A 24139-nucleotide genomic window follows, 5' to 3' on the forward strand; every position below is an offset into this window, starting at 1 on the left:
AGGTCGCGTTGGGCGTTGAAGAGCGGATCGCGGAGAAGCTGGACCCGCGGCTCGGCAATCACCTCAAGCGCGCCGAAGTGGCCTTGATGGCGGCGAAAGCCCGCGCCCTCAAACCGTTCGGGCTGTCGGTTCCGCAGTACGCGGCGATGCACGCGTTGTCGGTCGCTCCGCTCTCCGGCGCGCAGCTGGCCCGGGTGTGCTGGGTGACGCCGCAGAGCATGACGTCCCTGCTGTCCACTTTGGAATCGAAGAACCTGGTCGAGCGCACCCAGTCGGAGGTGCACGCGCAGGTGCTCATCGCCCGCCTGACACGCTCCGGGCAGGCGATCTTCCGCAAGGCCAACGAAGCCGCGCTCGCCGTCGAGGCGCGGTTGTCCGCGGAGTTCGAACCGGAAGAGGAAGAGCTGCTGCGCGGGCTGCTGCGGCGCGCGGTCACCGTGCTGGACGAAAGCAGCTGAAACGCACGAACCGCCCGGCGAAAACGTTCGCCGGGCGGTTCGGGTGCGAAGAATACGGTTAGTGGCGCACGTACAGCCGCAGCGTGACGTACCCGGTGATCGCCGAGATCACGATCGACACCGCCAGCAGGATCGGCGCGACCGGGAACAGCACCTCGAGCGTGGTGATCTGCGGGAACACTTCGCCGGTGAAGACCGTGTCGAGGAAGGACAGCTTCGTCAGAAGCAGGAACACCACCCCGAGCACGGCGCCGACCGTGCCGGCGACCACCGCCTCCAGGAGGAACGGCAGCTGGGTATACCAGCGCGTCGCGCCCACCAGGCGCATGATGCCGACTTCCGTCCGCCTCGTGAACGCCGAAACCTGGATGGTGTTGGCGATCAGCAGGAGCGCGGCGACGGCCATGATAAGCGCCATCACGAACGCGATGTTCCGGACACCGTTGAAGACGTTGAACACGCGGTCGAGGAATTTCTTCTGGTCGTCGACCTTTTTGACGCCGGGCTGGCCGGTGTACTGCTTGATGATCGCGTCGGAGCGGTCCGGGTCCTTCAGCTTGACCTGCAGCGACGCGGGCAGTGCCTCGGGCCCGGTCAGCTCGAGCAGTTCGGGCTGGCTCGAGAAGATCTTCTTGAACCGGTCGTAGGCCTGGTCGCGGTTTTCGTAGACGACCGATTCGACGCCGGGGTTGTTCTGCAGCGACTGGCGGAGCCCGTTGCAGAGCGCCTGCGTGCAGTTCTTGTCGTTCGCGCTCACGTCGTCGACCAGCGTGACCGAAACTTCGACTTCGGCGAGGAAGTTCGCCTTCATCTTGTCGATCGTGCGCACGGCGAGCAGACCGCCGCCGAGCATGGCGAGCGAGACCGCGGTGGTGAGGATCATCGCGATGGTCATCGTGACGTTCCGGCGCAAACCGGTGACGACCTCGCTGAAGACGAAACTGGCACGCATCGCTCTCGTGATTCCTTGGTTCGGGGCGGGAAAGGGCGGGGGCGGTGGGCGTCAGCGGCCGATGCCGTAGACGCCCCGGGCGTCGTCGCGGATCACGCGACCGAGCTGCAGCTCGACGACCCGCCGCCGCATCGAGTCCACGATGGAATGGTCGTGCGTGGCCATCAGCACGGTGGTGCCGGTGCGGTTGATCCGCTCCAGCAGCAGCATGATGTCCTGGCTGGTGTCCGGGTCGAGGTTCCCGGTGGGCTCGTCGGCGAGCAGCACGAGCGGGCGGTTCACGAACGCGCGGGCGATCGCGACGCGCTGCTGCTCGCCGCCGGAGAGCTCGTTGGGCAGCCGGTCGGCTTTGCCGTCGAGGCCGACGAGTTCGAGCACCTCGGGCACGACCTTGCGGATCGTCGGCCGCGGTTTCCCGATCACCTCGAGGGCGAACGCGACGTTTTCCGCGACGGTTTTGTTGGCCAGCAGCCGGAAGTCCTGGAACACGCAGCCGATGGTCTGGCGCAGGCGGGGGACCCGGCGCCGGGCGAGTTTGGCGACGTCGAAGTTCGACACCATGACCCGTCCCTTGGAGGGGACTTCCTCGCGCAGCAGCAGCCGCAGGAACGTCGACTTCCCGGAACCGGACGGGCCGATGAGGAAGACGAACTCACCCTTGTCGATCTCGACCGACACCCGTTCGAGGGCGGGACGGGTCGAGGTCTTGTAGACCTTGGAAACCTCTTCGAGCCGGATCACGGTTCGGCATACTACCCATGAGCCCCGTTAAGCCCGGGTTGCCGGTGCCTTGGGTGACCCGCGCCTCGTCCCGGCGCTGCTCGGGGCGCTCAGATCGCGTTCGTCTGCTTGCGCCAGCGGATCCCGGCCTCCAGGAAGCCGTCGATGTCGCCGTCGAGGACCGCGCTGGGGTTGCCGACCTCGAATTCGGTGCGCAGGTCCTTCACCATCTGGTACGGGTGCAGCACGTAGGAGCGCATCTGGTTGCCCCAGCTGGAGCCGCCGTCCTTGAGCGCGTCCATTTCCGCCCGTTCCTCCTCCTTTTTGCGCTGCAGGAGGCGCGCCTGGAGGACCTTCATCGCGGCCGCCTTGTTCTGCAGCTGCGATTTCTCGTTCTGGCACGAGACGACGATGCCGGTCGGGATGTGGGTGAGGCGGACCGCGGAGTCGGTCGTGTTGACGCTCTGCCCACCGGGGCCGGAGGAGCGGTACACGTCGACGCGGATGTCCTTTTCCGGGATGTCGACGTGGTCGACTTCCTCGACCTCGGGCAGGACCTCGACGTGCGCGAAGGACGTCTGCCGGCGGCTCTGGTTGTCGAACGGCGAGATCCGCACGAGGCGGTGGGTGCCTTGTTCGACCGAGAGGGTGCCGTAGACGTAGGGGGCGGTCACCTTGAAGGTGGCGGATTTGATGCCCGCTTCTTCGGCGTAGGAGATGTCGAAGACGTCTGTCGGGTAGCCGTGCCGCTCGGCCCAGCGCAGGTACATGCGGAGCAGCATTTCGGCGAAGTCGGCCGCGTCGACGCCGCCCGCTTCGGAGCGGATGTTGACGACGGCGTTGCGGTCGTCGTATTCGCCGGAGAGCAGGGTGCGGACTTCGAGCGCGTCGATGTCCTTGGCGAGGTCGGTCAGGTCGCCCTCGGCCTCGGTCATGCTGCCGGAGTCGCCTTCGTCGGCGGCGAGCTCGTAGAGGACGCCGAGGTCGTCGAGGCGCTGGCGCAGTTCGGAGACGCGGCGCAGTTCGGCCTGCCGGTGGGACAGCTGGCTGGTGACCTTCTGGGCTTCGTCCGGGTTGTCCCAGAGGGTCGGGCTGGACGCCTGTTCCTCGAGTTCGGCGACCTGCGCGCGCAGCGCTTCGAGGTCCATCACCGACTCGATCTGCGTCAGCTTGCCGGTCAGGTCCTTCAGTGCCGCATCGAACTCATCGCTCACGTCGGACAAGGTTACGGCAAAACCCACGACCGGTTGCGAACCGGTCGTGGGGCCGGGCGGCGCTCAGGCCTGCGGGATCGAGTCGAGCAGCTTCAACGCGGCCTTGGCCTGCGCCTGGGCGAACTCGGCGACTGCCTTGGCGTAGGGGCCGTCGGCGGTCTTGGTGGCGTTCTTGGCCTCTTCGAGCTGCGCCTGGTAGGTGGTGCGGGCGCTGTCGAGCAGGGCGGTGCGCTGCTTGGCCGTCAGGGAGCCGGCGTGCACGAGCCGCAGGATGAGCGGGCTGCGCAGGTGGTCGGGTCCGGCCTCGGACGTGAGCCACGTCTTGAAGGCCTTCTTGCCTGCCGCGGTGAGCACGTATTGCTGGCTCGAACGGGGCCCCTGCTTGCCGAGCCGGACGAGACCCTCTTTCGAGAGCGCCGGGAGCTCGCGGTAGACCTGGCTGCGGGTGACACTGAAGAAGGCGCCGAAGCGCTCGTCGGCGCCCGAGACGAGCTGCCCGCCGGTGGCGGGGCCGTCGTGGAGCAGACCGAGCAGAGCGGCGGCGGTTGCATTCAATTCGGACACCCCTCTACGGTCCCACTTATCCGCCGCTGTGTCCACAGTGGTCACGAATCAGTCCATTGTGGCCAGCGGCAACCCCTCTAACAGCCCAGTCCGCAGGTATGTCCACAATAGACTCTGCCACTCTGCGCAACCACCGCCGAAACGATCACCGCACCGCAACCACCACCCGAGCGACGGCCAAATGGCGCACAAAAAAGCCGGGGCCCGTGCATCCGCACGAGCCCCGGCTTTGTATCCAAGTAGCGGGGACAGGATTTGAACCTGCGACCTCTGGGTTATGAGCCCAGCGAGCTACCGAGCTGCTCCACCCCGCGTCGTTGTAAAAACAACCCTACACCCCCCATTTCCCCCCAACACACCACCCCCCAAAAACCCCCTTCACCAGCAAAAACACCCCACCCACCCCCGCCTCCCGCTACACCCCTCCCCCACACCACGGCCCACTCGCGGACTTTTGCCCCCAGAGCAACTTCGAACACCCACCCACTTCTGAGAGGTCCAGACCTCTCCCCAGTCCCATTTAGAGAGTCAAAAACCCTTGGCACACTGGAATATTCCCCCACCACACCCCCACGCAATACGAAAGCCGTGGCCCCACCCTCACCACCCAACGACTTCCGCCGCCCATGCCAAGCTCGCTCCGCGAGCACAGGCAAACGCGCCCAGAGTGCAACCAAGAGCCCCACACCCAACGCGCCCCAAACGGGGGTCCAGGGGGCTAGCCCCCTGGCGGGGGTCTGGGGGTTCGACCCCCAGGGCACACACGAAAGAGACCCGCCTTCGCGCTTTGTGCGAAGACGGGTCTCCCATCTCTGTAGCGGGGACAGGATTTGAACCTGCGACCTCTGGGTTATGAGCCCAGCGAGCTACCGAGCTGCTCCACCCCGCGTCGTAGGACCTACCTTACGCCCTGGTTTCCCCGGGGCGCAAAGCAGGTGCCTATTAGGTAACCGAGGTCACCCGCCGGGCTGTGAAGTCGGCCCGTTGGACGGCGGCGGAGTGGTGGGTTTGGCGGCGTTGTATTCCTTGGTGGCTGCGTCGAGCGCTTGCAGTGCGGCGCCCTGGTCGGCGAAGTTGCCGGATTGCTGTGCCGCTTTGAGTTTGGCGAGCGCGGCCTGGATGTCGCCCACTGCCTTGTCCATGGCCGGGTTGCTGCCCCCTGTGCTGGGAGGCGGCGGGGTGGTGCTGGACGTCGGCGGGGTCGTGGTGGTGCCGGGGTCGCCTTCCTTCGGCGTGGTGGCCGCCGCGCCGGTGCCCTTGCCGAAGACCTGGTCGAGGGCTTCGTTGAGGGTGGACGCGAAGCCGATCTTGGCTCCGTAGGAGACGAGCACGCGCGCCAGCTGCGGATAGCTCAGCTGGTTTCGCTGCCGGATGTAGACCGGTTCGACGTAGAGGAATCCGTCCGCCACCGGCAGCGTGATCAGGTTGCCGTAGATGGGGATGACGTTGGGGTTGTTGAGCAGGGTCCGGTCTTGGGCGACGCGGGGGTCGCTCTGGAACCGGTTTTGCACCTGGACGGGTCCGTCGACCTGGTTCGCTCCGCTGGCCGGGGGCAGTCGCAGGACGCGGATGGTCCCGTAGTCCTGCGGATCGGACGAGATGGACATCCAGGCGGACAGGTATTGCCGTTGCAGACCGGTGAGCGCGCTGGTCAGCTGGAACGTCGGCCTGCCTTCGCCCGCCGCGTTGGCGAGGACGTAGTACCCGGGCTGGTTGGCGACGTTCGAGCCGGCCGTGGTGGAGCTGCCGTCCTCGGTCGGGTCCTGCGGGACGCTCCAGAACGCCTGCTGTGCGTAGAACTCCTGCGGGCTGTCCACGTGGTAGCGGGCGAGGAGTTCGCGCTGGATCTTGAACAGGTCCTCGGGGTAGCGGAAGTGCGAGCGCAGTTCCGGCGAAATCTCCGAGCTGGGCTTCACGATGCCGGGGAAGACGTTCTCCCACGCCTTGAGGACCGGTTCGTTGTCGTCGATCGAGTACAGCGTGACGGTGCCGTCGAACGCGTCGACGGTCGCCTTCACCGAGTTGCGGATGTAGTTGATCGTGTTGTTCGCCTGTTTGGTGACGCCGTTGAGCGAGTCGTTGGTCGCCTCGCCGAGCTGCGTCTGCTGGGCGTACGGGTAGTTGTCGAGCGTGGTGTAGCCGTCGACGATCCACTGGATGCGGCCGTTGACCACCGCGGGGTACGGGTCGCCGTCGAGGGTGAGCCACGGGGCGACCTTCGCGACGCGGTCGCGCGGTTCGCGGTTGTACATGATCTTCGAGCCGTCGCCGATGGCGTCGGAGAAGAGGATCTTCGGTTCGCGGTATTCGGCGGCGAACATCAGCCGGTTGAACCAGTTGTCGAGCGAGACGCCGCCCTTGCCCTGGTAGAGGTAGCCGCGCTGGGCGTCGGTGTCGTATTCGCCGGGAGCCTTGCCCGGGGTGCCGCCGACGATCGCGTAGTCGGACTGGTTGGTCAGCTCGCCGTAGTAGATCCGCGGCTGATCGACCTTGATCCCCGGCTGGCCGTTGACCGAGCCCGCGCCGGTGGGGTTGCTGGTGTCGCTCGTGGTGGCGATCGGGTAGCCGCCGTCGGAGTTGGAATCCTTCACCGCACGGTCGATCGTGTTCGCCGGCGCGGCCACGAAGCCGTTGCCGTGCGTGTAGACCATGTGCTTGTTGATCCAGTTGTTCTGGTTGCCGGTGAGCCCGTCGGTCTTCATTTCCTTGGCGGCCACGATGTAGTCCTGCGTGGAGCCGCCGATGGTGTACCGGTCGATGTCCAGTTTGGACGGGAAGCCGTAGAAGTTCTCGCGGCCGACGCGCTGGGTGAAGGTGTCGCTGAGGATGTTCGGGTCGAGCAGCCGGATGTTGGACACCGTGCCGGTGTCGGCCTTCACCGCGTCCGCGGTGGTTTCGGTCTTGCCCGGGTACTGCTCGTACTTCACGTTGGTGAGGCCGTACGCCGCGCGCGTCGCGTCCATGTTGCGCTGAATCGACGTCGCTTCCTTCTCGTTGGCGTTCGGCTTGACCGAGAACTGGTCGAGAATCGCCGGCCAGGCGACGCCGACCAGAACGCCGGAGAGGATCAGCAGCACCAGCGAAATCGCCGGCAGCTGCAGATTCCGCAGGAACGCGCCGGCGAAGAAGGCGATCGCGCAGATCACCGAAATGCACAGCAGGATCAGCTTCGCCGGGAGCACCGCGTTGAGGTCGGTGTAGGTGGCGCCGTTGAACAGCGGCATGTTCCGGTCGGACAGCAGCAGGTTGTACCGGTCGAAGAAGTACTCGACCGCTTTCAGCAGCACGAAAAGCCCGACGGTGATGGCGAGCTGCGCGCGGGTCGGGCCGGCCAGCTGGCCGCCGCGGCCGGCGAGCCGGATGCCGCCGAAGATGTAGTGCGCGATCAGGGCGCCGAAGAACGAGATGACGATGGTGACGAACAGCCAGCCGAGCAGCCAGTTCACGAACGGCAGGGAGAAGGCGTAGAAGCCGAGGTCGATGCCGAACTCGGGATCTTTCTGCCCGAACGAGGTGCCGTTGAGGAACAGCTGGATCGTCTGCCAGTCGCCGGTCGCCGACGCGCCGGAGATGACGCCGGTGAGCACCGGGATGCCGATGCCGAACAGCCGGATCCGGCTGACGATCACCGAGCGGTAGCGCGACAGCGGATCGTCGCGGCCGGACACCGGCACGAACACCGGGCGCGTGCGGTAGGCGATCAGCAGGCTGACCGCGAGCGCCCCGCCGACCAGCAGCCCCACCGCGAGGAAGAGCACGATCCGGGTGACCAGCTCGGTGGTGAACACCGAACGCGCCTGCAGTTCGCCGAACCACAGCCAGTCCACGTAGGTGTCGAGCAACCGGACGCCGGCCAGCAGGGCCAGCACGATCACCGCGGCGATGATGAGAAGGATCCGGCTGCGCCGGGACAGCTTCAGGCTCACCGGGGGCCGAGTCGCCACGGCAATGCTCCTGTCTTCGTGAACACGTTCTCCGGGGACGGCGGTGTCCCCCGTGACCTCTAACTCTACGGATGGTGCCGCGAGTTCCCGGGACCGCCCAAACCGGGCACGCGCGGCGCGTCGCGGGCACGCCTGACACGATGGTCGCCATGCCACCGAGTGAGCCGTCTGCCGCCCACCCTGTCGCCGGGCTGGCCCGGGAAGTCGAAGAGTTCGTCGCCGCCGCGGGCTGGAACCAGCCGCCGCAGTTGTTCGCACTGGTGCCGACCGCGGCGCTGCTGGACGAACAGCCCGAGCTGGCCGGTCAGCTCGACCGCGCGAACCCGTTGACCCCGGTGGCCCAGGAGGCGCTTCCCGACGGCGATCTCGCCGAATCGCTCGGCCGGATCGCGTGGCCGGACATCGTGGTCGGCTGCGCGCTGGCGCAGGAGATCATCGTGCTGCCCCCGGACGTGGAGGCGGAACTCGAAGGAATCGCCGAGGCGGACGCCGAAAGCCTCCGCCGCGCCGCCGCGGATCACCCGCGGCGCACCGAGGCCCGGCTGGTGGCCGCGGTCCTGCGCGAAGGCGACGCGGCCTGCGTGATGCGGCTGCGCGGCGTCCAGCCGGGCAACGAGGACGAGACCGCGGTCGACGAGCTGGTGGAGAGCCCGGATCTCGCGCCGAACCTGGTGGAAGCGTTGAAGACGACCTTGCAGCCCTGATCTTTCCCCCGACCTGGAAAGGGGCCCGTTGATTTCTCAACGGGCCCCTTCTTCGTCGCTGGTCAGCAGTGCGTCGTCGGACGCCCGGCTTTGAGGTTGTCCAGCTGCTTGAGCGCGTCGTCGAGGTTGGACACCTTGATCAGGTTGAGCCCCTCCGGCGCGGCCGATGCGGCCTCGGCGCAGTTGTGCTCGGGGACGAGGAAGTCGGTCGCGCCCGCTTCCTTCGCGCCGACGACCTTGAACGAGATCCCGCCGATCGGCCCGACCTGGCCGGTCTCGCTGATCTCGCCGGTGCCCGCGATGTGCCTGCCGCCCGCGAGGTCGCTGCCCGGTTTCCCGGGCGGGGTGAGCCGGTCGATGATCGCGAGGGTGAACATCAGCCCGGCCGACGGGCCGCCGACGTCCTGCAGCGAGATGTCGACGGAGAACGGCGCGACCGCGCGGTCGACGGCGGTCAGCCCGAGGAAGCCCTGGGTGCGGTCGTCGCGCTGGGCGAGCGTGACCGGCACGGTGCGTTCCGGCTGGCCGAGGTGCTGGAAGGTGACTTGGACTGTGTCGCCCGGTTTGGTGTTGGCGATCGAGGCGGCGACCTCGCCCGCCTCGCGCACCTGTTTGCCGTTGACCGCGATGAGCTTGTCGCCGGGGGCGAGGATGTGGTCGGCCGGGCTGCCGGAGACGATCTGCTTCGCCACGACCTGCACCGGGTAGCCGAGGTGGCGCAGCGCGGCGACCTGGGCGTTGCTCTGGGAGTTCTGCAGCTGCTGGATGTTCTCCTGCTTGACCTGCTCGTTAGTCTCGCCCGGCTTGTAGTACTCCTCGCGCGGCGCGAGCGCGTAGCGGCCGCTGGCCCAGAGGCCGAGCGCGGTGAAGAGGTTGATGCCGTCGTTGAGCGAGACGGTGGTCATCCGCAGCTCGCCGCTGGTGCCGTAGGTCTGCTGGCCTTTGACCTGGATCACCGGGTTGCCCGCGGCGTCGCGGCCGAGGGTGTCGTAGGTGGGCCCGGGGCTGATCGCGACATACGGCACCTGGACCAGGAACCCGGCCACGACGAACACCAGGAACAGCACGCCGCTGACCAGCATCGTCCATCCGCGGCGGGTCATCCGCCGGTCGCTGCGGGCCGGCGCGCGCGACGCCTCGGCGCGGCGGGACTGGTTCGCGGTGTCCTCGTCCGGTTTTGTCACGAGCGACAGCGTACGGTGACTGTGTTCGCTTCCCGGTGAAGGCCACGGTTGACGCGCTGAGCCGGGTCCTACCCGCGTACGGTGGAGCTATGAGCAATCCCCCGTTCGGCTTCGGACCGCCCGATCCCGACAAGCGAGGCGACAACGACCCCTCGAACCCGGGCCAGCCCGGCGGAGCCGAGGCGTTCAACCAGCTCGGGCAGATGCTGAGCCAGCTGGGCCAGATGCTCAGCCAGGCGGGCTCGTCGAGCGGGCCGGTCAACTACGACCTGGCGAAGCAGATCGCACTCCAGAACTTGAGCGGACGGGACGACGCCAAGCTCGGCTTCACCTCCGAAAGCGGCGATTCCGCCACCGCCGTGCGCGACGCCGCGCACCTGGCGGAACTGTGGCTCGACGCGGCGACGATCCTCCCCGCGGGCGCGAGCACCACCGTGTCGTGGTCGGCGCGCACCTGGGTCGAGAAGACGCTGCCGACCTGGCAGCGGCTGTGCGATCCGGTGGCGCAGCAGGTGTCCGGGGCGTGGATGCAGGCGCTGCCCGAGGAAGCCAAGCAGGCGGCCGGCCCGCTGCTGTCGATGATGGGCCAGATGGGCGGCATGGCCTTCGGTTCCCAGCTCGGCAACGCGCTGGCGCAGCTCGCGCAGGAAGTGCTCACGTCGACCGAGGTCGGCTTGCCGCTGGGCCCGGCCACGACGTCGGCACTGCTGCCCGCGAACATCGAGAAGTTCACCGAGGGCCTGGAGCTGCCCGCCAGCGAGGTGCTGGTCTTCCTGGCCGCGCGCGAGGCCGCCCACCAGCGGCTGTTCGCGCACGTGCCGTGGCTGCGCCAGCGGCTGCTGGCGACGGTCGAGGAGTTCGCCCGCGGGATCACCGTCGACACCTCCGCGCTGGAGTCGCTGGCCGGAAGCATCGACCCGGCGAACCCGGCGAGCATCGAGGAAGCGATGTCGTCCGGCCTGCTGGAACCGCAGACCACGCCCGAGCAGCAGGCCGCCTTGAAGCGCCTGGAAACCCTGCTGGCCCTGGTCGAAGGCTGGGTGGACGTCGTGGTGGCCGAGGCCATCGGCGACCGTCTCCCCGGTGCCGAGGCCCTGCGCGAAACGCTGCGCCGGCGCCGCGCGACCGGCGGCCCCGCCGAGCAGACCTTCGCGACCCTGGTGGGTCTCGAACTGCGCCCGCGCCGCATGCGCGCCGCGTCGTCCCTGTGGAAGCTGGTAGGCGACCGCCACGGCCTGGAAAAACGCGACGGCCTCTGGTCCCACCCCGACCTCATGCCGACCGCGGAGGACCTGGACGAGCCCCTGGACTTCGCCGACCGCCTGTCCGAACCGGCAGCTCTCGACGCCGACCTGGACCCGATGGCGGAGCTGGAACGCACGGAAAAGGCCGAACGAGAGGCCCGAGAGGCCAAGTCGGAGGCCGAGGGCAGCGAAACCCCGAAGGACGAGGGGAAGAAGGACGAGGGGGACTCGCCTTCCTGAGCCCGTTCCTGAGCTCGGTCGCCTCACGACCTGGCTGCCCATTCAGTTCCGCCGCGCGGACCGTCTCACCTGGTTGAGACGGTCCGCGCGGCGTTTGCGCTGCTCGCACTCCGCTCGGCGCTGGTGCTCAGGCTTTCGCCTTGCCGGTCCCGCACGCCATCGATCCGCCTCTGGCTTCCACGTCCCCTGCTAGGCACGATCGACCAGCCGCCGCCTCCCACGTCCTCTCCCAGGCCACGATCGACCAGCCTCCGCCTCCCGCCCTCTCCCAGGCCACGACCGACCCGCCGCCTCCCGCGTCCTCTCCCGGCCACGATCGGCCAGCGGCCGCCCCCGCGCGCCCCTCCCAGAACCACGGCCGACCCGCCGCTTCCCGCGCCCCCTCCAAGACCACGACCGACCCGCCGCCGCGCACGTCCCCTCCCAGACCACGACCGACCCGCTCGGTCCTCCACCGCCGCGCACGCCATCCCAGCCAGCTCCGGCGCTCTCGAACTTCCTCCGCAGACCGCCTGCCCTCGTTCCCCAATGAGCAACAGCCCTTCGCCACATCCCCTCACCCGCTGCGGCCAGCCGCGCGCTCGGCAGGGCCAGCCACCACTCCCCCACATCCTCACCGGCCACCACGACGCTCGTCCGAGCACTCGCCCAGCCCTGCCCAGAGCCCAACCACCGGCGCTCCCCAAGACCCCACCGCCGCCCCGGCCAGCCCGGCTCCCCGCTCAGTCCTCTTCCGAAATCCCCCACCCAGCCGCCGCCGACAGCCCCTCCAGATACCCGATCGCCCGTTCCGTCTTCGGATACCGGTTGACCAGCCTCCAGAACGCCGCGTCGTGCCCCGGCTCCCGCAGGTGCGCCAGCTCATGGACCAGCACGTAGTCCAGCACCCATTGCGGCACCCGCTGCAGCCGTTCGCTCACCCGGATAGTCGCGTCCACCGGCGTGCACGACGCCCATCTCGTCCGCATCGGCGGCACCCACCGCACGCTGGCCGGCAACGCCTTCCCGTCCAGGTACTTCCCCCCGAGCAGCGCGCAACGGCTCAGCAACGCCTCGTCCGACGTCTTGGGCGGCGCTGCCTTCCGTCCCTTCGAGCGCAGCAGCCTGCGCTCCATCTCCGCGACCCAGTGATTCTCTTCCTCGAGCGTCATCCGCGCCGGGATCTGGACGATCAGGGTGTCGTCGTTCCAGTACGCGGTGACCGTCCGGTGCCTGCGCTGGCTGCGCCGCACCTCGACCTTGTGTTGAGAAGTGTCCGACGGGGCCTTCTCGCCCCTGCCTCTCAGTGAGGGCATCCGTGCTTCGACCACCCGACAACGGTAAGGCTCAGCACCGACAACTTGGAGCGCCGAAAGGTCACAGCCGCGACTTGTCCACAACAAGATTTCCCTGTGGACAACTCAGCTTCTCACCCATGAGTGGAGTTGCGGAGCTGCCAAGCTGGCCGCATGACCCTGTCCAGTGTTCCGCCGCCGGACGTGCTCCTGCCGGCGTATCCGACGTTGCTTCCGGGCATCCACGTGCTCGAACGCGACGGCGACGAGATCCAGTTCGGCCTCGACCCTCGCTACGGCATCATCGCCAACGGCCTGCCCGCGGCGATCGTCGACAGCGTCCGCAGGCTCGACGGACGGCGCGCGCTCGAGGACGTCCTGCTCGCTGTAGGCGAACACCGGGACCAGTTCCATCTCCTGCTGAAACAGCTGGCCGCGCTCGGTTTGGTCACCGAAGCGGCGAAGAAGACCATGAAACGGGTCGAAACGGGCTTGTGGTCGCTGCGGGCCCGGCACTACCAGCCAGCGCTCACCGACCGTCGCTGGCAGAGCCTCATCGCGGTCCACGGCAGCGGGCGGATCGCCGTCGCGGTCGCCGCGCTGCTCGCGACGTCCGGAATAGGGCACCTCGACATCCGTGCGTCCGGCACGGTCACCGAGGCCGATCTCGGTTCCGGCTTCACGCCCGCTGAGCTGGGCCAGCCCAGGCAGCGCGCGATCCGGAACGTCGTCGCCCGGGTCGCGCCCGACGTCACCACCGCCCGGAACCAGCGCCGCCTCCCCGACCTCGTGCTGCTCACCGACACCCTTGTCCCGCCGCCGGAAGAAGTGGCTGAACTGGTCGACTCGGCCACCTCGCACCTGCCGGTCCGCGTGTGCGAGGGCACGGGCATCGTCGGGCCGCTGGTGGTGCCTGGCCGCAGCGCCTGCCTCCGCTGCTGCGATCTGCATCGGACCGACTCCGATCTGTCGTGGCCAAGGATCGCGACACAGCTGGTAGGCCGGATTCCGCGGGCTGATCTCGGTGCGGTGCAGGCGTGCGCTTCGCTCGCCGTCGCGCAGGCGATGCGGCTGCTGTCGCCGAGTGAAACCCCGCCCCCGGCTTGGAACGCCACGCTCGAGATCGACAACTTCGACGGAAAGCTGCATCGCCGGATTTGGGAGCCACATCCGGACTGTGGCTGCGGAGCGCCGGTTCCTGTCGAAGAAGGCCCCTCACCGGCGGAGGAAGCCTCCCAGGAGGTACTGCAAGAGACGTAGGACACACCTAGGTGGCGTCAGCAGGCTGCGACCGTCGTGCTCGCCAAGGCAGAATCGCAGAGTGACCGACTTTCGCGACCGCACCGGAGACCGCGATTCCGCCATGCCGCGCCGCGGCGCGGCCCGTACCGCGAAGCTGGCGAGCCTTCCCCTCGGCATCGCCGGGCGAGCCGTGGGCGGCTGGGGCAAGCGGTTGGCGGGGCAGAGCGCTGAGCAGGTGAGCGCGACGCTCTCGGCCAAGGCCGCTGAGCAGCTGTTCGAGGTGCTGGGCACGCTCAAGGGCGGAGCGATGAAGTTCGGCCAGGCGCTGAGCGTGTTCGAAGCCGCGGTACCGGACGATATGGCGCAGCCGTACCGGGAAGCGCTCACGAAGCTGCAGTCGGCCGCGCCGCCGATGCCTGCCCGGCAGACCCATCGCGTGCTCGCCGAGCAGCTGGGCCGGTCGTGGGTCGGCCGGTTCGCGCACTTCGACGACGAGCCGGCCGCCGCGGCGAGCATCGGCCAGGTGCACCGCGCGACCTGGCACGACGGTCGCGAGGTCGCGGTCAAGGTCCAGTACCCGGGCGCGGACGAGGCGCTGCGCAGCGACCTTCGCCAGTTGCAGCGTTTCAGCAGGCTGTTCCAGGCGTTCATTCCCGGCACCGACGTGAAACCGCTGCTCACCGAACTGGCCGAGCGCATGGACGAGGAACTCGACTACCTCGCCGAAGCCGACAACCAGCGCGCGTTCGCGAAGGCGTTCGAGGGCGATCCCGAGTTCCTGATACCGCGCGTCGTGGCGAGCGCGCCGAAGGTCGTGGTCAGCGAGTGGGCCACCGGCACCCCGCTGGCCAAGATCATCGAGGACGGCGACGCGGCCACCCGAAACCTCGCCGGACGACTGCTCGCGGAGTTCCACTACTCGTCGCCGACGCGGGCGCATCTGCTGCACTCCGACCCGCACCCCGGCAACTTCATGCTCACCGGCGACGGCAGGCTGTGCGTAATCGACTTCGGCGGCGTCGCGAAACTGCCGCACGGAATTCCGCGGCACCTGGGCGAAATCACGCGTCTCGCGCTGGACGGCCACTCCGACGAGCTGATGCGGCTGTTGCGCGAGAACCGGTTCGTGCGGCCAGATTCGTCGCTGGAAGCGGACGAGGTGCTGGCCTATCTCGCACCGTTCACCGAACCGCTGGCCGAGCCGACGTTCCACTTCACGCGTCGCTGGATGCAACGCCAGGCGGGTCGCGTCGGCGACTCGCGCAGCAACGACTTCCACGTCGGCCGCTCGCTGAACCTGCCGCCGGAGTACCTGATGATCCACCGGGTTACGGCAGGCTCGACGGGCATCCTCTGCCAGCTCGACGCCGAGATCCCGGCCCGCGGCATCGTGGAACGCTGGCAGCCCGGATTCGCCGCCTGAGTTATCCACAACGGAGGACGACAATCCGGAGTTGTCCACAGATTGCGCCGGGTGGTTCCGCGCAGTTGATCAAGGCGTCATTCTCGATGTATGGCGACTACAACAAGCACTGACTCGATCGCTTTCGGTGATCTCGTTTCCCATGGTGTGCTCCACCGGCGACACCTGCGCGTCGCGGGAATTTCAGACCGAAGAGCCGCACAGCTCTCCGGTCCGGGCGGACCGTGGCGGCAGGTGTACTCCGGCGTGTATCTCGTGCACGACAAACCTCCGAGCCGAGAAGAACTCCTGCACGCAGCCGTTGCCCGGTACGGCCGCGGAACCGTCATCACGGGCACGGATGCGTTGTGCGCGCACGGAATCAGCCATCCGCGGACTCCGGAGATCCATCTTCTGGTGCCACACAACCGAAGGCCGTCCCACGAGCCCAGCGTCATCACCTACCGCACCGCGCGGATGCCCAAAGCCATCCAGATCGACGGCCTGCCCTACGCGAGCGCTGCCCGCGCCGCCCTCGACCTCGCCCGGCGGGAAAACGATCCGGACGAGATCGCCAGACTGGTCTCGCTGCCGCTGTATTGGGGCCTGGCGGACCGGGCCGAGCTGACGACCGAACTGAACACCGGAAACCAGCGCGGCTCCGCGGCCGTACGGACAGTCCTGCGCAACCTCGACGACCAAGAAACCTTCGCGCACGGACAAGCACTCCGGGTCCTCCAGCGAACTCCGCTGCCCACCCCGCAATGGAATGTCGCGGTCTGCGATCGCCGCGGTCGCAGGCTAGGTACCGCGGACGCTTGGTGGGACGAGATCGGTCTCGCCTGGCGCTACCGCACCGCAGCGGGTCCCGAAGACTTCAGCCACCTAGCTCTGGCCGCGACCGGCACCGTGTTGTTTCGGTGCACCCCACACCAACTCCGGGAAGAACCGGAGGAGATGAGCGCGGAGCTTCTCAACGCCTACCGCCACGCGGCGCGCACGCCCCGGCCGAAAGTGCGCGCCGTCTACAAGACAGGAAATGCCGCATGAACCGAACCCTTCGCCCAGCCTCCCGGCACCGGCATGCATCCTCCACGCGTGCGGAGGCGCTTGAACTACACGTATCCGCGGGTTGTGACCGCAGCCGAAGAACGGTCTCGCTCTCATGAGAAGCAGGTGCCTAGGGAGCCGACGAAGACGTGGGCTGATCGAGCTTGGTTGGCGGCGTGCGGTCGGTTGCGACGACGAAATCCACCGCGCTCCGCCTCTCCGGCCGCGCCTGTCTGCCCCTCTATCCGCAATGAACCCTCGTAGGCGTGGCCGCGGTTGGGGTCAGTCGCTGGCGTGGGCGGTGTTGGCCAGCCAGTGCTGGGCGAGGTCAGTGTCGCCGTCGAGGCTGACGCCCGCGGTCTCGCGGTTGTCGAGAGGGAGCCGTCGGGTCAAGAGCAGCAGCAGCGATTGCGCCGGACCGGTCACCGTCACGTCGGCCGCACGGGCTGCGGACTGCCACGCCGCCCCCTCCGGCCGCCGTTCGACGAACCACGCGCCCACGCCGCCGTCGAGGTCAGTGGCCAGCCACTGCAACGTCTGCCCAGTGCCCCGAAGGGCGTGCGCGGACGCGGGCCGCTGCATCTCCCAAGTGGGCGAGGTGAGCATCGTGAGGTGGTTGGTGATGAGCGCGGCCGCGACGTCGGCGTCGATGTCGGCCAGCCGGTTGGCGGCCTTGGCGGCGTCAAAACCGTGGACGACCGCCTCGTTGAGCATGCTGGACATCCAGAACTGCGTCCCGGACCGTGCGTCGCCCGAGGCGTTGAAGACCGGCGCGTCCAGCGCGTCGTCAGAGCACGCGCGAGCGACCCGCTCCGCGGACTCCGACAGCCAGGCCCGCCACTCGCGAGAGTCGGCAGGCGGCACAGCCATCTCGGTGGGCAGCTGGGTGGGGTCAGTGATCCGCCGCTCGATGATCTCCGCGACCCAGTGCTGGGTCTGGCCGACGTGCGCGACCAGATCAGCGACGGTCCACTTCGGGGCCGTCGGCACGGCCGCATCAGGCCCGGCCGCGACCGCTGCTTCCGCCAGCCGCCGAGTGTGGTCGACGATCGCGCGCCGGGTGCGGTCTGCGTTGAGTTCAGTCATGGGATGGTCCTTTGCCGAAATCAGTGTGCGGCACCCGCCCCTTGCGGGCGCCTTCGACTACGCGTCGAACGACGGCGGCGGCGATCGACAACCGCCTCACGAATTTCTTTGGCTCTCCCGGCTGACCATGCCCCGCGCCATCCTTTGGAACCGCGACCGCAGCCCCGAAGAGCAGCCGCAGCCGCGCGAGCTGGCCGGTTACCAGTACTCGTCGGGCAGCTTGCCCTCGATGTCCCGGACATGGGTGCGCGCACAGTCCGGGCAGAGCCAGCGCTGCTCACCGTTTTCCTTGGTGCTCACCCACGCCAGGGTCGCGAGCGGATCCGTTTCCGCGGCGCGTGCTCGGCCACACCACGAACACGTGGGGTTGGGTGCCGTCACGGTCGCCGCCCGTGGTGCACAGTGCGCGCGCCGAGCAGAAAGAGGTCGCGGCGTTTGCCGAGGTAATGGGAGCTGCCCGGGTCGAGCAGGGACGCCAGCGTCGCGCGGTCCTCGTCCGAGAGATGGTCGGCACCGTGCGTCGCGAGACGGGAAAGGTGGTGGTGGACGTAGTCGGTGAGCCCGTCCGGGCCCGGCGCGGGGTGATCCACCAGCGCGCTGAACGAGCTGACCTCAACGAGCCCGGCACGTTCGAGCGCGACTGGCCAGCCGTAAGGCATGGGCACGGCGCCGTCGATGCCCTCGCGCATCCCGACGAACCACTCAGCCTGCGCGGCCTGCAACCGGTCCGCTAAGCCGGGCCGACCAAGTCCGAGATCCCAAGGGAGGCAAGAGAAAGGCAATCCACCCTCAGCGAGCGCGACCACTCCGCCAGCCCGCACCACCGCGGTAAGCGTTCCAATCGCGGCCTGCTGATCCGGAAGGTGATGCACGACGCGCGACGCCCACACGAGATCCGCGACAGGCAGCAAGTCAGGAAGGGAACCGTCGGCGAGGTCGGCGACGACCGCACACACCTCAACTGCCGGCGCGGCCCCTCCACCTCCCGTACCGGTGGCGGCGCGTACCGCGCGTTGGGCCTCGTCGAGCAGTTCAGGTGTTGCGTCGACCAGGACGATGGTGCCGCCGTTGCGGGCACCCAGGGCTCGGGCGAAGTGGGTGCTCATCCCGCCAGCTCCGCACCCAAGGTCGATCACCGTCGGATTGGCCGGAAGTTCTGCGGCCAGGCGCGCGGCGATGGCGGCGTGGGCGGGAGCGTCGAGGGTGTCGGCTGCGCGGAGAAGAGCCAGCCGGTCAGCCCAGTCGATGTGGTCGTGCGTATGTCCGGACACGGGGTCATTGAACACCCGCCCGTGCTTTCCGGACGAGAACGAGCCTGGACGATCCCCCGACAGATCTTCCAGGCCCGTTCCGGCGAAGCCGTGATCCCGCCGGGACCCCGGCTGCGGACGCCTGCCCTCCCCCAGGGGCAGGCACCGCGCGGTGGTTGGTGCCCACGAACCCGACGCCGGTTTCTCGCCACGCCGATCAAGCCGGACGATTCATGCGCGAGTGCCCAGACTGGTCGGCTGCCTTCGCCGATCAGCCGCTACGCCGGATGACCACCGGAGCCGAACGACCACCGGTGCCGGTTAGCCGGAGGGCCGCCCGTGCCGAAGAACCACCCGTGCCGGATGGCCGGTTAAGCCAGAGGGCGGCCAGCGCCGATGGCTGCCCGAGCCGGGCAACTGCCCAGGCTCGATGGCCACCCAAGCCGAACGACCGCCCGCACCGTTCAGCGCTCATGGGCAGTTGGCCCCCGAACTGGGCAGCCCTCCAGGCTGATGGCCGCCCGCACCCGTTGGAGGACTGAGCCGATGAGCCGAGCGAAGCATTCCGGCCGAAGCCTGATCACCCATCTCACGGCCGGGTGATCAGGCGACCGAACCTGACCGGTTCCACGCTGCCAACCCGAGCAAGGGCAGCGCGAAAACCGAGACAGGCAGCCAAAATCGGCGAGAATCAACGCCGAGCAGCCGATGTCCGCCAGCCAGGACTGGAGGCAATCCTGGCGGCGAGCACCGGCTCCCGGACGAAGCGGCCCGTCAGGCGAGAACCAGCCGAAAGCCGGACCTGCCTGACCAGACCGAACCGCATTAATTGGGTGGTTGGTGTCGCTCCGCTCGGCTGGTCGCCCAGCGGGCTACCCGCGACCAGCGGCGCGCGGCTCGCGCCTGGCGCCACGGGCGTTGGGTTTCCTGTTCGGTTATCAGGTCGCGTATTCGCGCTCGGGACAGTTCTTCGTGAAGCAACATCTTCGTGGTCTCCTGAGACTTGTTCTGCTTGGGTTTCGGCTGGACACGGACCGGTTTCGGCGTGTGGGCCTCGAAATCGCGCGTGGTGATGAGGTTGACGGTCATGCGGCGGCACTCCGGGCTGCGGCGGCGGGTTCGAGGGCGGCGTTCTTGCGCGGACGGCCACGGGGCCGCTTGCGCGCGATCACCGCACCGCGCTCGAAGATCTCGCCTCCCCAGACACCCCACGGCTCACGCCGGGCGAGTGCTCCCGCGAGGCAGGCCTCGCGGACCGGGCAGCCGGCGCAGAACGCCTTGGCCCGCTCGAGTTCCGCGGGCGATTCGGCGAACCAGAGGTCCGCGTCGCGCGAGCGGCAGGGGAGTTCCGGCTCGGCGACCCCGTCGAGCAGGTCGCCGATGTCGAACCCTTCGGCTAAGGGGCCCTCGGCGAGGGCGATGGCGGATGACATTTCCGTGCTCCTTTGCGGTGCGGTGGTGGTGTGGCGGTGGGCGATCGAACTGGACAACTTGTTCCTTTGTGTTGTGCAGCCACAAAAACACGAAGGCCGCGGATCCGGTTACCGGTTCCGCGGCCTTCGTGAGCCTTGAGTCCTGACGTCAGGTCAGGAACTTCGCTCCCGTATCGACAACGGAACACGGAACTGCTTGATGGTCGGCAGATCGACATCAACCTGCGGGTACGCGGCAACGACGGCGGCGCTCGCGAGAGTGATGCCGGCCGGGGTCCCGTTGCGCTCGATGCGACGCAAACCGTCAACGTGACGACGAGTTCCGTCGATGTGCGCGAACGTGGACACACCGGTGCCCTGGCGCGGGGCGTCAACGGTCATGCAGAGAGACAGACCGGTGCCAGGGAACGCGAGTTTCAGATTGCTGATCATTTCACCGGCACCGCCTTTCTCTGTCGGACTGCGCCGCTCGAGGCGGCGACCGTCGTGTTCATCCCCAGACCGGGCTCTCGCCCGGGTGCCTACGCAGGTTATGCGCCCCGGCGCAACCGGGGCAACTTATTTTCCGAAATCTCTGCCGAAAAGCTGAAGATCGCCTCCGAGCTGCAGGTTCGCCGCATCGATCACCGCGAAGACGCGGTCAAGATCGCATCGACGAGCGGACCACGTCGAGCACTTCCGCGCCGAATCGTTCCAGCTTCGTCGCCCCGATCCCGGAGATCGACACCAGCGCGCCGTCGTCGATCGGGCGTTGCTCGGCGATCGCCATCAGCGTCGCGTCGGTGAACACGACGAACGCCGGGACCTTCAGCTCCCGCGAACGCTCCCCGCGCCACGTCTTCAGCTTCTCCAGCAGCTCTTCATCCACTGTGGACGGGCATTTCCCGCACCGCCCCAGCTTGACCTCCATGGTCTGCACCAGCGGACCGCCGCACAGCCGGCAGCGGGCGACGTTCGAGCCGGGCTTCGCGGTCTGCTGCGAACGTGCGATGCGCGCCGCCGGGTGGTCCTCCGGGATCAGGCCGTACAGAAACCGCGAGCGCCGCCGGTTGCGTCCCCTGCCCGGCCCGCGCGAAAGCGACCACGACAGCGACAGGTGCTCCCGGGCCCGCGTGACGCCGACGTAGAACAGCCGTCGTTCCTCTTCGATCGCGGCGTCGTCGCCGTCCGCGTGCAGGATCGGCATGGTTCCTTCGGACAGCCCGACGAGGAACACCGCGTCCCACTCGAGCCCCTTCGCCGCGTGCAGCGACGCGAGCGTAACGCCTTCGACCGTCGGCGGATGCTGCGCCGCCGCGCGCTGTTCGAGCTCCGCGACGAACCGCGGCAGGTCCGCGTCTTCGACCGACGCCGCCAGCTCCTCGGCCAGTTCCACGATCGCGAGCAGCGCGTCCCACCGCTCCTTCGCCGCTCCACCGGACGGCGGCTGCTCGGTGAGACCGACCCGCGCGAGCACCGAGCGCACGGCGGTGACCAGCTCCAAAGAGGTGGGCTCCATCGACGCCGTGCGCAGCGCCGCCATCGCCTGCCGCACCTCGGTGCGCTGGAAGAACCGCTCTCCGCCGCGGACCAGGTACGGGATCCCGGCTTCGGTGAGCGCCTGCTCATACGCCTCCGACTGCGCGTTCACCCGGAACAGCACCGCGATCTCGCTCGCTGGCACGTCCGCGTCGAGCAGCTCTCGGACCCGCCGCGCGACCGCGCTGGCCTCGGCGGCCTCGTCCTCGTACTCGGCGAACCGCGGCTCTGGACCGTCCGGACGCTGCCCGATGAGTTTCAGCCGCGACCCGGCCGGACGTCCGCGCGCGGCGCCGATCACGCGGTTCGCGAGAGCGACGACCTGCGGCGTGGACCGGTAGTCGCGTTCGAGGCGCACGACGGTCGCCTCCGGGAAGCGCCGCGTGAACTCCAGCAGCGACTTCGGCGAGGCGCCGCCGAAGGAGTAGATGGTCTGGTTGGCGTCGCCGACGACGGTGAGGTCGTCGCGGCCGCCGAGCCACGCGTCGAGCAACCGCTGCTGCAACGGCGTGACGTCCTGGTACTCGTCGACCACGAAGCAGCGGTAACGGTCGCGGAACTCGGCCGCGACCGCCTCGTGCTTCTCCAGCACCGCGGTCGTCTGCAAGAGCAGGTCGTCGAAGTCGAGGACCTGCGCGTTCGTCTTCAACTCCTCGTACCAGCGGTAGACCTCGGCGACCTGCGCGACCGGCGCGGGGGTGTCGCGCTGCATCCGAGCGGCGACCGTCGGGTAGTCGTCCGGCGACACGAGCGACGCCTTGCTCCACTCGATCTCGCTCGCCAGGTCGCGCAGCACCTCGGTCTCGGTGCTCAGCCGGACGCGCTGCGCGGCCTGGGCGACGAGCCGGAACTTGTTGTCGATCAGGTCCCACGGCCGGTCGCCGACGACCCGCGGCCAGAAGTAGCGGAGCTGGCGGCGGGCTGCGGCGTGGAACGTCAGCGCCTGCGCCGCGTCGACCCCGAGGCCGCGCAGCCGGGTGCGCATCTCCCCCGCCGCGCGCGTCGTGAAGGTGACGGCCAGCACCTGCCCGGCCGCGACGTGGCCCGATCGGACCAGGTGGGCGATGCGGTGCGTGATCGTCCGGGTCTTTCCGGTGCCCGCGCCGGCGAGGACGCACACCGGGCCGCGGGGGGCCGCCGCCGCAGCGCGCTGCTCGGGATCAAGCCCGTCGAGCAGGCTCGCGCGGCTCTGCCGGCTCTGGGGAGACGATGCGATGGCCACCCCGCGATCCTCGCAGAGGGGGCCGACGGATTCCCGGCCGGGCACGCGGCCGTATCCTGGTCATATGGCGGGCAAGCAGGACAAGGAAGCGGCCAAGCAGGCCAAGCGGGAAAAGCGCGCGGCGAGCAAGGCCCGGCGCGGGCAGCTGTTCGAGGCGTTCAAGATGCAGCGCCGCGAAGACCCGATGCTCATCCCCTGGATGGTCGGTTCGATCGTGGTGGTCGCCGGTGTGCTGTTCGGCATCGGGCTCATTTTCGGCATCCAATGGACGCTGCTGCCGCTGGGCATCGTGCTCGGCATCCTGCTCGCCGTGATCATCTTCGGCCGGCGCGTGCAGCGCACGGTCTACGGAAAGGCCGACGGCCAGCCCGGCGCGGGCGCCTGGGCGCTGGAGAACATGCGCGGCAAGTGGAAGGTCACGCCGACCGTCGCCGCGACGACCCAGCTCGACGCCGTCCACCGCGTGCTCGGCCACCCCGGCGTGATCCTCGTGGCCGAAGGCGCCCCGCACCGGGTGAAGAGCCTGCTCGCGCAGGAGAAGAAGCGCGTGTCCCGGCTGGTCGGCGACACCCCGATCTACGACGTGACGATCGGCCACGAGGACAAGCAGGTCCCGCTCAAGAACCTGCAGTCGCACCTGGCGAAGCTGCCGCGGAACCTCAAGCCGGCCCAGGTCGACGCCCTCGAAGCGAAGCTGGCCGCCCTCGGCTCGCGCGGCGCGGCGATGCCGAAGGGGCCGATGCCCGCTGGCGCGAAGATGCGGAACGTGCAGCGCACCATCCGCCGTCGCTGACGTTTAATCAGCGAAGAACCCCCGGTCACCGCGACCGGGGGTTCTTCGCGTCCGGGGGCCAGCGGGTTGCGGTCCATGAAGGGCTCCACGGACTTCAACTTCCAGGCATTGGCTGCTCAGGCGCGGCCGTCCGGCCTTCGGACCAGCGTCAGCGCATCCGGATGACGACGGTGTTGGTGACGCGATCGAGCCAGTTGCGGCCGTCGGCGTTGCGCACCAGCGGCGGGAGCAGCAGCGTGGTGAGCACCATCCGCACCAGCGCGCGCCACGCGCCGACCATCGCGGCCCCGTCCAGGCGGGCCACCCGGACGCCCACGGCCGCCATGCCGGGGGTGAAGCCGAAGAACGCGACCGGGATGGCGGTGATGATCGCCCAGACCGCGCCCGCCCAGAGGTTGAACGTCTGCATCGCGGCGGCGTTCTGCAGGTCGTAGCGCACGAACAGGGCCGTGATCAGGGAGGCGAGCACGAGGTCGAGCACGAGCGCGAGGAAGCGCGGGCCGCCGCCGGCCACCGCGCCCACGCCGGATTCGGGCAGGCCCAGCGACTCGCCGCGCCACTTCGGAGCCTCGCGCGGAGCCGCGGTCGGACCGTCGCCCGTGCCCGGCAGCCATTCACCCGTCCATCTCGCCACCCGTCCAGGGT

Annotated in this window: 21 protein-coding genes and 2 tRNA genes; 7 read left to right on the forward strand and 16 right to left on the reverse strand. The window is 68.7% G+C overall.

The window, feature by feature from the left end:
- Positions 1 to 8 precede the first annotated feature (8 nt).
- Complete coding sequence (locus ACZ63D_RS35455; RefSeq protein ID WP_465358697.1) at positions 9 to 458, forward strand: MarR family winged helix-turn-helix transcriptional regulator; 450 nt, start codon at positions 9 to 11, stop codon at positions 456 to 458.
- Positions 459 to 516: 58 nt separating this feature from the next.
- Here the strand turns inward: ACZ63D_RS35455 and ftsX are convergent, their stop codons facing one another.
- From ftsX to ACZ63D_RS35490, 7 genes are all read right to left on the reverse strand, one after another.
- The gene (gene ftsX / locus ACZ63D_RS35460; RefSeq protein WP_465358698.1) at positions 517 to 1410 is read right to left on the reverse strand and encodes a permease-like cell division protein FtsX; all 894 of its coding nucleotides are present in this window, start codon (positions 1408 to 1410) and stop codon (positions 517 to 519) included.
- Positions 1411 to 1461: 51 nt separating this feature from the next.
- Entirely contained in the window at positions 1462 to 2151 is a 690-nt protein-coding gene (gene ftsE, locus ACZ63D_RS35465) for a cell division ATP-binding protein FtsE (RefSeq protein WP_009073292.1), read from the reverse strand.
- Positions 2152 to 2240: 89 nt separating this feature from the next.
- A complete protein-coding gene (gene prfB / locus ACZ63D_RS35470) occupies positions 2241 to 3344 on the reverse strand; it encodes a peptide chain release factor 2 (RefSeq protein ID WP_465358699.1) in 1104 nt (367 codons plus the stop codon).
- Positions 3345 to 3407: 63 nt separating this feature from the next.
- Positions 3408 to 3908, reverse strand: coding sequence for a PadR family transcriptional regulator (locus tag ACZ63D_RS35475; protein WP_116206874.1), 501 nt, complete (start codon positions 3906 to 3908; stop codon positions 3408 to 3410).
- 240 nt (positions 3909 to 4148) lie between these two features.
- Positions 4149 to 4222: transfer RNA gene (locus ACZ63D_RS35480), tRNA-Met, on the reverse strand.
- A gap of 501 nt (positions 4223 to 4723) precedes the next feature.
- Positions 4724 to 4797, reverse strand: a tRNA-Met gene (locus ACZ63D_RS35485).
- Positions 4798 to 4864: 67 nt separating this feature from the next.
- Positions 4865 to 7852, reverse strand: a complete 2988-nt coding sequence (locus tag ACZ63D_RS35490) for a UPF0182 family protein (RefSeq protein WP_465358700.1) — start codon at positions 7850 to 7852, stop codon at positions 4865 to 4867.
- Positions 7853 to 8001: 149 nt separating this feature from the next.
- Here ACZ63D_RS35490 and ACZ63D_RS35495 point away from each other — a divergent pair, with 149 nt between their 5' ends.
- Positions 8002 to 8556, forward strand: a complete 555-nt coding sequence (locus ACZ63D_RS35495; protein WP_465358701.1) for a PPA1309 family protein — start codon at positions 8002 to 8004, stop codon at positions 8554 to 8556.
- Between the two features lie 62 nt (positions 8557 to 8618).
- Here the strand turns inward: ACZ63D_RS35495 and ACZ63D_RS35500 are convergent, their stop codons facing one another.
- Positions 8619 to 9638 (reverse strand): YlbL family protein, encoded by a 1020-nt coding sequence (locus ACZ63D_RS35500; protein WP_465358764.1) that lies wholly within the window; start codon positions 9636 to 9638, stop codon positions 8619 to 8621.
- Positions 9639 to 9829: 191 nt separating this feature from the next.
- On the opposite strand from ACZ63D_RS35500, the gene ACZ63D_RS35505 reads away from it, so the two are divergent.
- Positions 9830 to 11224 carry a zinc-dependent metalloprotease gene (locus tag ACZ63D_RS35505; RefSeq protein WP_465358702.1) on the forward strand — a complete coding sequence of 465 codons (1395 nt, stop codon included), beginning with the start codon at positions 9830 to 9832 and terminating at the stop codon, positions 11222 to 11224.
- 722 nt (positions 11225 to 11946) lie between these two features.
- Here the strand turns inward: ACZ63D_RS35505 and ACZ63D_RS35510 are convergent.
- A complete protein-coding gene (locus ACZ63D_RS35510) occupies positions 11947 to 12456 on the reverse strand; it encodes a M48 metallopeptidase family protein (protein ID WP_465358703.1) in 510 nt (169 codons plus the stop codon).
- 216 nt (positions 12457 to 12672) lie between these two features.
- Here ACZ63D_RS35510 and ACZ63D_RS35515 point away from each other — a divergent pair, with 216 nt between their 5' ends.
- The 3 genes from ACZ63D_RS35515 to ACZ63D_RS35525 all read left to right on the forward strand — a co-directional run bounded on the left by ACZ63D_RS35515 (position 12673) and on the right by ACZ63D_RS35525 (position 16192).
- On the forward strand, positions 12673 to 13758 hold the full coding sequence (locus ACZ63D_RS35515) for a ThiF family adenylyltransferase (protein ID WP_465358704.1): 1086 nt from the start codon (positions 12673 to 12675) through the stop codon (positions 13756 to 13758).
- Positions 13759 to 13861: 103 nt separating this feature from the next.
- The gene (locus ACZ63D_RS35520; protein ID WP_465358765.1) at positions 13862 to 15163 is read left to right on the forward strand and encodes an ABC1 kinase family protein; all 1302 of its coding nucleotides are present in this window, start codon (positions 13862 to 13864) and stop codon (positions 15161 to 15163) included.
- Positions 15164 to 15397: 234 nt separating this feature from the next.
- On the forward strand, positions 15398 to 16192 hold the full coding sequence (locus ACZ63D_RS35525) for a hypothetical protein (protein WP_465358705.1): 795 nt from the start codon (positions 15398 to 15400) through the stop codon (positions 16190 to 16192).
- Positions 16193 to 16474: 282 nt separating this feature from the next.
- On the opposite strand, the gene ACZ63D_RS35530 is transcribed toward ACZ63D_RS35525, so the two are convergent.
- From ACZ63D_RS35530 to ACZ63D_RS35555, 6 genes are all read right to left on the reverse strand, one after another.
- Positions 16475 to 17278 (reverse strand): maleylpyruvate isomerase family mycothiol-dependent enzyme, encoded by an 804-nt coding sequence (locus ACZ63D_RS35530; RefSeq protein WP_465358706.1) that lies wholly within the window; start codon positions 17276 to 17278, stop codon positions 16475 to 16477.
- Positions 17279 to 17476: 198 nt separating this feature from the next.
- On the reverse strand, positions 17477 to 17659 hold the full coding sequence (locus ACZ63D_RS35535; protein ID WP_465358707.1) for a hypothetical protein: 183 nt from the start codon (positions 17657 to 17659) through the stop codon (positions 17477 to 17479).
- Positions 17656 to 18549, reverse strand: coding sequence for a class I SAM-dependent methyltransferase (locus ACZ63D_RS35540; protein ID WP_465358708.1), 894 nt, complete (start codon positions 18547 to 18549; stop codon positions 17656 to 17658). Before ACZ63D_RS35540 ends, ACZ63D_RS35535 begins: the two co-directional genes overlap by 4 nt.
- 1064 nt (positions 18550 to 19613) lie before the next feature.
- Positions 19614 to 19961 carry a WhiB family transcriptional regulator gene (locus tag ACZ63D_RS35545; RefSeq protein WP_067592977.1) on the reverse strand — a complete coding sequence of 116 codons (348 nt, stop codon included), beginning with the start codon at positions 19959 to 19961 and terminating at the stop codon, positions 19614 to 19616.
- Positions 19962 to 20114: 153 nt separating this feature from the next.
- Positions 20115 to 20393: a hypothetical protein gene (locus tag ACZ63D_RS35550; protein WP_465358709.1), complete on the reverse strand. Its 279-nt coding sequence runs from the start codon at positions 20391 to 20393 to the stop codon at positions 20115 to 20117.
- Between the two features lie 208 nt (positions 20394 to 20601).
- On the reverse strand, positions 20602 to 22701 hold the full coding sequence (locus ACZ63D_RS35555; RefSeq protein WP_465358710.1) for an ATP-dependent DNA helicase UvrD2: 2100 nt from the start codon (positions 22699 to 22701) through the stop codon (positions 20602 to 20604).
- Between the two features lie 64 nt (positions 22702 to 22765).
- On the opposite strand from ACZ63D_RS35555, the gene ACZ63D_RS35560 reads away from it, so the two are divergent.
- On the forward strand, positions 22766 to 23494 hold the full coding sequence (locus ACZ63D_RS35560; RefSeq protein WP_465358711.1) for a DUF4191 domain-containing protein: 729 nt from the start codon (positions 22766 to 22768) through the stop codon (positions 23492 to 23494).
- A 148-nt stretch (positions 23495 to 23642) separates the two neighbouring features.
- On the opposite strand, the gene ACZ63D_RS35565 is transcribed toward ACZ63D_RS35560, so the two are convergent.
- Positions 23643 to 24128 carry an RDD family protein gene (locus tag ACZ63D_RS35565; RefSeq protein ID WP_465358712.1) on the reverse strand — a complete coding sequence of 162 codons (486 nt, stop codon included), beginning with the start codon at positions 24126 to 24128 and terminating at the stop codon, positions 23643 to 23645.
- Positions 24129 to 24139: the final 11 nt, after the last annotated feature.

It is taken from the genome of Amycolatopsis sp. NPDC104775 (genome assembly GCF_055583325.1).

Coding starts and splice junctions, on each gene's coding strand:
- ftsX (WP_465358698.1), bottom strand. CDS start 1,410: ATGCGTGCCAGTTTCGTCTTCAGCGAGGTCGTCACCGGTTTGCGCCGG.
- ACZ63D_RS35495 (WP_465358701.1), top strand. CDS start 8,002: ATGCCACCGAGTGAGCCGTCTGCCGCCCACCCTGTCGCCGGGCTGGCC.
- ACZ63D_RS35500 (WP_465358764.1), bottom strand. CDS start 9,638: ATGCTGGTCAGCGGCGTGCTGTTCCTGGTGTTCGTCGTGGCCGGGTTC.
- ACZ63D_RS35505 (WP_465358702.1), top strand. CDS start 9,830: ATGAGCAATCCCCCGTTCGGCTTCGGACCGCCCGATCCCGACAAGCGA.
- ACZ63D_RS35515 (WP_465358704.1), top strand. CDS start 12,673: ATGACCCTGTCCAGTGTTCCGCCGCCGGACGTGCTCCTGCCGGCGTAT.
- ACZ63D_RS35520 (WP_465358765.1), top strand. CDS start 13,862: ATGCCGCGCCGCGGCGCGGCCCGTACCGCGAAGCTGGCGAGCCTTCCC.
- ACZ63D_RS35530 (WP_465358706.1), bottom strand. CDS start 17,278: ATGACTGAACTCAACGCAGACCGCACCCGGCGCGCGATCGTCGACCAC.
- ACZ63D_RS35545 (WP_067592977.1), bottom strand. CDS start 19,961: ATGTCATCCGCCATCGCCCTCGCCGAGGGCCCCTTAGCCGAAGGGTTC.
- ACZ63D_RS35550 (WP_465358709.1), bottom strand. CDS start 20,393: ATGATCAGCAATCTGAAACTCGCGTTCCCTGGCACCGGTCTGTCTCTC.
- ACZ63D_RS35560 (WP_465358711.1), top strand. CDS start 22,766: ATGGCGGGCAAGCAGGACAAGGAAGCGGCCAAGCAGGCCAAGCGGGAA.